This is a genomic window from Ferrovibrio sp. (assembly GCF_029255545.1).
GTDB lineage: Bacteria > Pseudomonadota > Alphaproteobacteria > Ferrovibrionales > Ferrovibrionaceae > Ferrovibrio.
Genome location: NZ_JANLJJ010000014.1, coordinates 1 through 6,738, shown reverse-complemented (window position 1 = coordinate 6,738; position 6,738 = coordinate 1). Strand labels below are relative to the sequence as shown.

7 protein-coding genes and 1 pseudogene are annotated in these 6,738 nt (G+C 63.9%); 5 read left to right on the top strand and 3 right to left on the bottom strand.

What is annotated here, in order from left to right:
• The 4 genes from Q1J79_RS01340 to Q1J79_RS01325 all read left to right on the top strand — a co-directional run.
• On the top strand, positions 1-1,103 hold a 1,103-nt coding region (locus Q1J79_RS01340; RefSeq protein WP_300295503.1), incomplete at its 5' end, for a BPSL0067 family protein.
• Positions 1,104-1,196: 93 nt separating this feature from the next.
• On the top strand, positions 1,197-2,135 hold the full coding sequence (locus Q1J79_RS01335; RefSeq protein WP_300295502.1) for a hypothetical protein: 939 nt from the start codon (positions 1,197-1,199) through the stop codon (positions 2,133-2,135).
• Positions 2,136-2,296: 161 nt separating this feature from the next.
• Positions 2,297-2,593, top strand: a complete 297-nt coding sequence (locus tag Q1J79_RS01330; RefSeq protein ID WP_300295500.1) for a Usg family protein — start codon at positions 2,297-2,299, stop codon at positions 2,591-2,593.
• Positions 2,594-2,691: 98 nt separating this feature from the next.
• Positions 2,692-3,258, top strand: coding sequence for an SIS domain-containing protein (locus Q1J79_RS01325; protein ID WP_300295498.1), 567 nt, complete (start codon positions 2,692-2,694; stop codon positions 3,256-3,258).
• Here Q1J79_RS01325 and Q1J79_RS01320 read toward each other — a convergent pair whose 3' ends face one another.
• The 3 genes from Q1J79_RS01320 to Q1J79_RS01310 are packed head-to-tail and all read right to left on the bottom strand — an operon-like array spanning position 3,259 to position 6,328.
• Entirely contained in the window at positions 3,259-4,596 is a 1,338-nt protein-coding gene (locus Q1J79_RS01320) for a dihydroorotase (protein WP_300295496.1), read from the bottom strand.
• Positions 4,597-4,600: 4 nt separating this feature from the next.
• A complete protein-coding gene (locus Q1J79_RS01315) occupies positions 4,601-5,368 on the bottom strand; it encodes a glycosyltransferase family 2 protein (RefSeq protein ID WP_300295494.1) in 768 nt (255 codons plus the stop codon).
• Positions 5,369-5,371: 3 nt separating this feature from the next.
• Positions 5,372-6,328, bottom strand: coding sequence for a glycosyltransferase family 9 protein (locus Q1J79_RS01310; protein ID WP_300295492.1), 957 nt, complete (start codon positions 6,326-6,328; stop codon positions 5,372-5,374).
• A gap of 103 nt (positions 6,329-6,431) precedes the next feature.
• Here Q1J79_RS01310 and Q1J79_RS01305 point away from each other — a divergent pair.
• A pseudogene (locus tag Q1J79_RS01305) lies at positions 6,432-6,738 on the top strand (folate-binding protein); the annotation flags it as partial.

Below are 6,738 nucleotides of genomic sequence, written 5' to 3'. Positions count from 1 at the left end.
GCCAGGACGATCTCGAATACCTGCCCGACCCGCTCGGCCGGCTGGACATGGGCAGCTATGTCGAAAAGCCGGATGACTTCCCTGATCCCGGATGGGATGAGGTGCGGGGCGACTGGATGGACGGCGCGCCGCTCGGGCAGATTTTCGGCGCCGGCCTGTTCGACCTGCAATCCGGCGTCGGTGCGGGACAGGCGAACCGGCGCGGTGACGTGTTCAAGCTGCAGGCCCTGCTGCACCGGGAAGGCGCGCTAGATGCCGCCGCCACAGAGGGGCCGACGGGCTACTGGGGCGGCCGCGATGATTACGCCCTGCGCAAGTTCCAGAAGGACAACGGCCTCGCGATCGACGGCTATGCTCTGCCGGGCGGCGAGACCATGGAGACGATCAGGGGCTTCTACACGCCGCCGGCTTCATTACGCATCCGGACCATGGAAAAGCGCGGAGGCTATCCCGAGCCGCAATTGCGGCCCATCGGTTTGGGCTCTGACCGGCCGATGAAGCCGACGCTACTGTCCAGCGATCCGGCGCGGAATGATTTTTCCGACGCCGTCGGCATCCGCCAGACTCAAGAGGAGGTGCCGGCTCGTCCTGCCGGCGAGCAGTATGCCCAAGCAGCAGGGGTGGCGACCGATGTCGCGCCAGCAAAATTGCAGGCATGGGTCAGCGACCAAAAGACCATGGCGGCCCGGCTCCAGGCGGCCAGGGATAAGGAAGGCTTCGTGTATTCGGGCGACACCCCGGAGCATTACAAGAAGGAATGCGTCGCGCTGGTGCAGCGGCTGGTGCCGGGTATCGGATCATCGAAAACCTGGCAGGAAGGCGAGAAAGTGAAGGGCGCCGGCGATCCGCCGCTCGAACCGGGCACCGCCATCGCCACCTTCGTGAACGGCAAATACGAAAGCAAAGATACCGGTAACCACGCGGCGATCTTCCTGCGCTACGGCGAACAGGGCGGTAAGCCCGGCATCTATGTGCTGGATCAGGCGCGCACCATGCCGGCGGGTGAACGCTTCATCCGGTTCAACGACAAGGCGCCGAGCGCCTCCAACAATGCAGGTGCATTCTCTGTTATTCAGCGGCCGGCGAAGCAGCAGCCGAAATAACCGGCCGCGATTCCGTCGCAAAGCCGGATCATGCTAGCGTTAAGGCAGGCAGCCGAATCATGCGCTGCCCAGCAAGGTCGAAGGACTGATCCCATGTTGTCCATCGCGCATCGCATGCTTGCCAGGTTCACCATCGTGGCCTGTCTCGGATTGTTTGCCATCGCGGCGCTCGCGCAGGCCAACAAGCAGACGTTCAAAGTCGAATCGACGCTCGAACTGGATTTCGGCAAAGACGATGAGAGCGGGCAGTTCGGCGTGAGTGGGGTCAGGGCGGTCGAGCGGCGTCTGCTGTCGTTCCCATATATGCACGTCACGTATGATCGAGATGCTTTCATCGTACTTGAGGTGGAAATCCGCCGCGAAGAGAAACGGGGCGACAAGGGTGTCGAAGGCACGGTGAGAGTCGTCGCCTGGCAATACGGGCCGGAGGCCCAGCGCAGGAAAATCTATACGATCGAAAAGCCTGGCATGGACATGTATGTCGACGATCTCTTCGTGGTGACGGAGTCGTATTCCGACAGTGGGAGCAGCAACTGGCGGCGCAATTTCTTCAAATACACCGGCGGATTTGCGTATGAGGGCTATGGCCAGACGCCGCAGGCCTATTTCACCACCGAGGAAAACCCGGATAAGAAAATCTTCCGCAGCGCCGGCTTCACGCCCTGGACTTACGACATGCCGAAAGTGGCCGGCATCGATGGCGGCATCATCGGCCTGCTGACTTATATGGATGACCGGCAGGTGTTCTCGCGCATGTTGCTGGTGCACAAAGATCCAAAAGCTGCTTGGTTACTGAGCCACATCACCGATGAAAAGCACCAGTTCGCTTTTGTGGATCGATATCGTCGTGCTGAGCCTCAGGGCGACCCGATGACCACGCCGTTCTGGGGGCAGAAGCTGCGCCTGCGCTTCCACAGCAGCAATCTCGATCTCTACTTTCCGGTTAAAGAAGACGGCTTCGATACCGAGGACACGCTGCAGTCGCTGCCGCCGGGCTTCAGCTTGGTGCCTTACGTGCCGGCGAAGCCGTGAGTGGCAGCCGACGACGACGAGTGCCAATCTGCATGATGTTTACAGAAAGTTATTGTCATCGGACCGACACTTTCGGCAGGTTTTGACTGAAGGTGTGCCGGCCCGCGAGTCGGTTTCGTCGAGACGTCGGGTGCGGCTCCCGCAGAAGGCAGGAGGCGACAATGTCCGATGTGTCCCGTTCAACTCATCACGCTTCGGCCGAGTGGCTGGAAAAGCTGCTCAAGTATCACCTGACCACGGCCGAAATCCTCTACCACATGCCGGACCATCCGCGGCTGCTGCAGAGTTATGTCTGGCAGGATTACGACCTGGCCCCGAAATTCCCCGGCCTGCGCAAATTCCTCGATTTCTGGGAGGCCAGGCTGGACGGCAAGCTGCATTCCGTGCGCGTGGTCTCGGCCCGCATCGTCAGCGCGCAGGAATATCGCGCCGCCGTGGCCAGCTACGACCTGCATTAGGCAGCCAAAGTCTGGCCCGGCGGCGGCCCGAGGGGCTGGTTCCCGGCGGCGGCTATGCTAGTCTGCGCGCGGTTTTTGCTCGTTCGCACAGGAATCGTATGTCGCTGCTGACTTATCTGGAAGACTCCGCCGCCCTGATCCGTCATGCCGCCACGCCGGAAATGGCTGGCCAGGTGGATCGCGCCATTGACTGCATCGCCGCGGCGCTGTCCGCCGACCTTCCCCTGCTGGTCTGCGGCAATGGCGGCTCGGCCTCGGACGCCATGCATATTGCCGGCGAGCTTGTCGGCCGGTTCCTGAAGGAGCGCCGCGCACTGAATTGCATCGCGCTCAGTGCCGATCAGGCGATCATCACCGCCTGGAGCAACGACTACAGCTACGAAACGGTGTTTTCCCGTCAGGTCGAAGCCTATGGTCGGGCCGGCGGCGTGCTGCTCGGCCTCTCGACCTCAGGCAACTCGGCCAATGTGATCAAGGCGGCGGAAGCGGCAAAAGCCAAAGGCATGACGGTGATCGGTCTGACCGGCAAGGGCGGCGGCAAGCTGAAAGACCGTTGCGACATCCTGATTGAGGCGCCGTCGAATTCCACGCCGCATATTCAGCAGGTTCACATCTGCCTGTATCACTATATCTGCGACAAGGTGGAAGCAAAAATCGCGGGCTGATCAGCCTTCGGGCTGTAACGCCTCGCCGAAGCGCAGTGGCCGCCCGATCGGCTGCCCCAGCTCGCCGTCGCGCATGGCGAACTGGCCGCGTACGATGGTCGCCATCGGCCAGCCGGTCACGCTCATGCCGGTGAACGGCGACCAGCCGCATTTCGATTTCAGCCAGCTTTCCTCGATGGTCTTTTTCGCCTTCAGGTCGACGACGGTGAAATCGGCGTCGTAGCCCAAAGCAATGCGGCCCTTGGCCGTAAGGCCGAAGATGCGCTGCGCGCCGGCCGAGGTCAGGTCGATCAGGCGCTGCAGCGTCAGCCTGCCCTGGTTCATGTGATCCAGCAGCAAAGGCAGCAGGGTCTGCACGCCGGGCATGCCGCTCGGGCTCTGCGGATAGGGCTTGGCCTTTTCGTCCCTGGTGTGCGGCGCGTGGTCGGAACCGATCACATCCACCACGCCATTGCGTACCGCTTCCCACAGGGCCGCGCGATGCTCGGCCGAGCGGATCGGCGGATTCATCTGCGCAAGGGTGCCCAGCCGGTCGTAGCAGTCGGGCGCGGCCAGCGTCAGATGCTGCGGCGTGGTCTCCACCGAGGCGATATCCTTGTGGCTGGCAAGGAATGCCATTTCCTGCGCGGTGGTGACATGCAGCACATGCACGCGCCGACCCGTCTTGCGCGCCAGCCGCACCAGCCGCTGGGTTGCCAGCAGGGCGCTTTCGGCATCGCGCCATTCCGGATGCAGATGCGCCGTGGCGCCGGGCGCTTCCGTCAGGTGTTTGCGCTCGCGCATGCGGTATTCGTCTTCGCAATGCACCGCCATACGACGTTTGCCATGGCGCAGCACGCGTTCCAGCGTGGCGTCGTCGGCCACCAGCAGGTCGCCGGTCGAGGCGCCCATGAACAGCTTGACGCCGGCGCAGCCGGGCAGCTTCTCCAGTTCGGGCAGCATCTCGACATTCTCGGCGGTGGCACCGGCATAGAAGGCAAAATCGCAATGGGTGCGGCCCAGGCCGCGCTGCACCTTGTCAGCCAGCTCGGCGGCCGTGGCGGTGCTGGGCTTGGTGTTGGGCATCTCGAACACGGCGGTCACACCGCCCATGGCGGCGGCAGCCGTGCCGGTGGCGAGGTCTTCCTTGTGCTCCTGGCCGGGTTCACGGAAATGCACCTGGGTATCGATCACGCCGGGCAGCACCGTAAGACCATTGGCATCAAAAACCGTTGCTGTGTCGGCCTGGGTCAGGCTGCCCAGGGCGGCGACGCGGCCGTCCTTCACGCCGATATCCAGCGCCTCGATGCCGTTGGGCGTGGCCACCATGCCGTTGCGAATCACCAGGTCGTAGCGCATCGCCTTATTCCTTCTCCAGCGTGGCCTTCAGATAGCTGAGCAGCGGATAAAGGCCAGCCATCAGGGCGATCAGGAAGCCGTATTGTCCCTCGCGGTAGCCCTTGCGGGTGACGTAACACTTGTAGAAGCGGCTGAAGATACGCCGCACATTGGCGCGGAAGGTGCCAATATCCTCGCCGGCCTCGGCGCGGGCGCGCAGATCGGCGGCGCGTGCCGAGGTGTAGCGGTTCAGCCGCGCGATCATGTCGGTGATATCGCGGTCCACATAGTGGATCATGCGGGATTTCAGGAAGCGTTTTTCGCCCTTCAGCTCCAGCGCCGGATGCACGCGCTGCTCGCCCCAGCGTTTGGCGCCCTTGGTGAACAGGCGAGGCGCCATCATCACGCCGAAGGCGCCGCCCCAGCCCCAGCGCACCAGCCGTTTGCCCACGTAATTGTCGAACGGGATCAGGTAGTGGCAGAAGGGCGCGGTGGCGATCTCGGCGCGGATTTCGTGCGCCATCTCGTCGGGCACGCGCTCGTCGGCGTCGACTTCCAGGATCCAGTCGCCGCTACAGGCTTCGATGCCGGTGTTGCGGCGCGGTCCTTCCAGCGGCCAGGCGCCCTCGATGATGCGGGCCTCGAAACGCGCGGCGATTTCCACCGAGCGGTCGGTGCAACGGTCCAGCACCACCACGATCTCGTCGGCGAAGCTGAGTCGTTCGAGGCAGTCGGCCAGCTGGGCCTCCTCGTTATGCGCCACCACCAGCGCCGATAATTTGGGTGCGACCATGGTTCAGTCCCGCGAATAGCGCCACAGATGCTCGGCGGCGCGCTGCGCCTTGTCGACGCTCAGGGTCAGCATATGGCTGTCCTGGCTGCGGTAATCATAGCCCGGCTGCTTGATGATGTCCTCGAAACTCAGGTCGGTGCGCACGGCGGCGGTTTTCTCGCCCCAGGGACCATAGGTCTCTTCGCGGCTGGGGCCAAACAGGCCCAGGGTCGGCACCTCGCTGGCGGCCGCCAGATGCATCAGGCCGCTGTCGTTGCCGATATAGAAGTCGCAGCGGCGCAGGGCCGCCGAGATGGTCGGCAGGTCCAGCTTGCCGACCAGATCGACGCTGCGGTCGACCGGCAGGCGGCTCAGCGTATCGGCGGCCAGCGCCTCTTCGCCCGGCCCACCAAACACGACGATGCGGCCGTTCGGCAATATGCCATTCTCGGCGGTCAGCCGCAGGGCCAACTCGGCGAAGCGCTCGCCCGGCCAGATTTTGCCGCCCCAGTTGGCGGTGGGGCCAAGCGCCAGCGTGGGCCGGCCATCGTTGGGCCAGAGTTTGGCAGCCGCCTTTTTGTGGTCTTCACTGATCCAGACACGCGGCGCTGCCGGCGTCTTCAGCTTGAGCACATGCGACAGCACGATCACCTTGTGCATGCGCGAACCAGAACCGTGGAAGCTGCGGCGCCGGCGCGCCAGCAGGAACTGGCCAATGCCGGAGCCGCGCAGGTCTAGCACCAGCCACCAGCGCGTGGTAGCCACCTGCTTCCACAGCTCCCACCAGTGGCCGGCCCAGGGCTTTTTCTGCATCACGATGACGCGGTCGAGATTGGGCATGGCCGTGAACAGGCTGGCGGCGGCCGGGCCACAGGCTATGGTGAAACGCGCCTTGGGAAACTGGCTGTGCAGCGAATCGAGCAGGCCGGTCGACAGGATGGCGTCGCCGAGCCGGTTGGAGGTGATGAACAGGATGCGCATGTGCCCGCGGCTTTAGGGGTTTGGCCGGTTATAGGGGGGTGGCCTGCCCTTGCCAAGCCGCCGGCTCTCCCATACCTCAGAGGGGCTGAAAACCGGAGCTTTCATGGCCAGCCTCACCTGTGTCGCCCTGCCCGAGCGGGCCCTGCTGTCCCTGCAAGGGGAGGAGGCGGCCGACTTTCTCGACGCGCTGGTGTCCAACAAGGTCACCGGCCTGCAACCCGGCCAGGCGGTCTATGCGGCCCTGCTCACCCCGCAGGGCAAGTTCCTGCATGATTTTTTCGTTTTCACGGATGATGCTGGCGGCCTGCTGCTGGATGTGGCGGCCGAGCGGCGCGCCGACCTGAAACGCCGCCTGACGCTGTATCGCCTGCGGGCGAAAGTGGCGATCGAGGACCGGGATTGGCATGGTT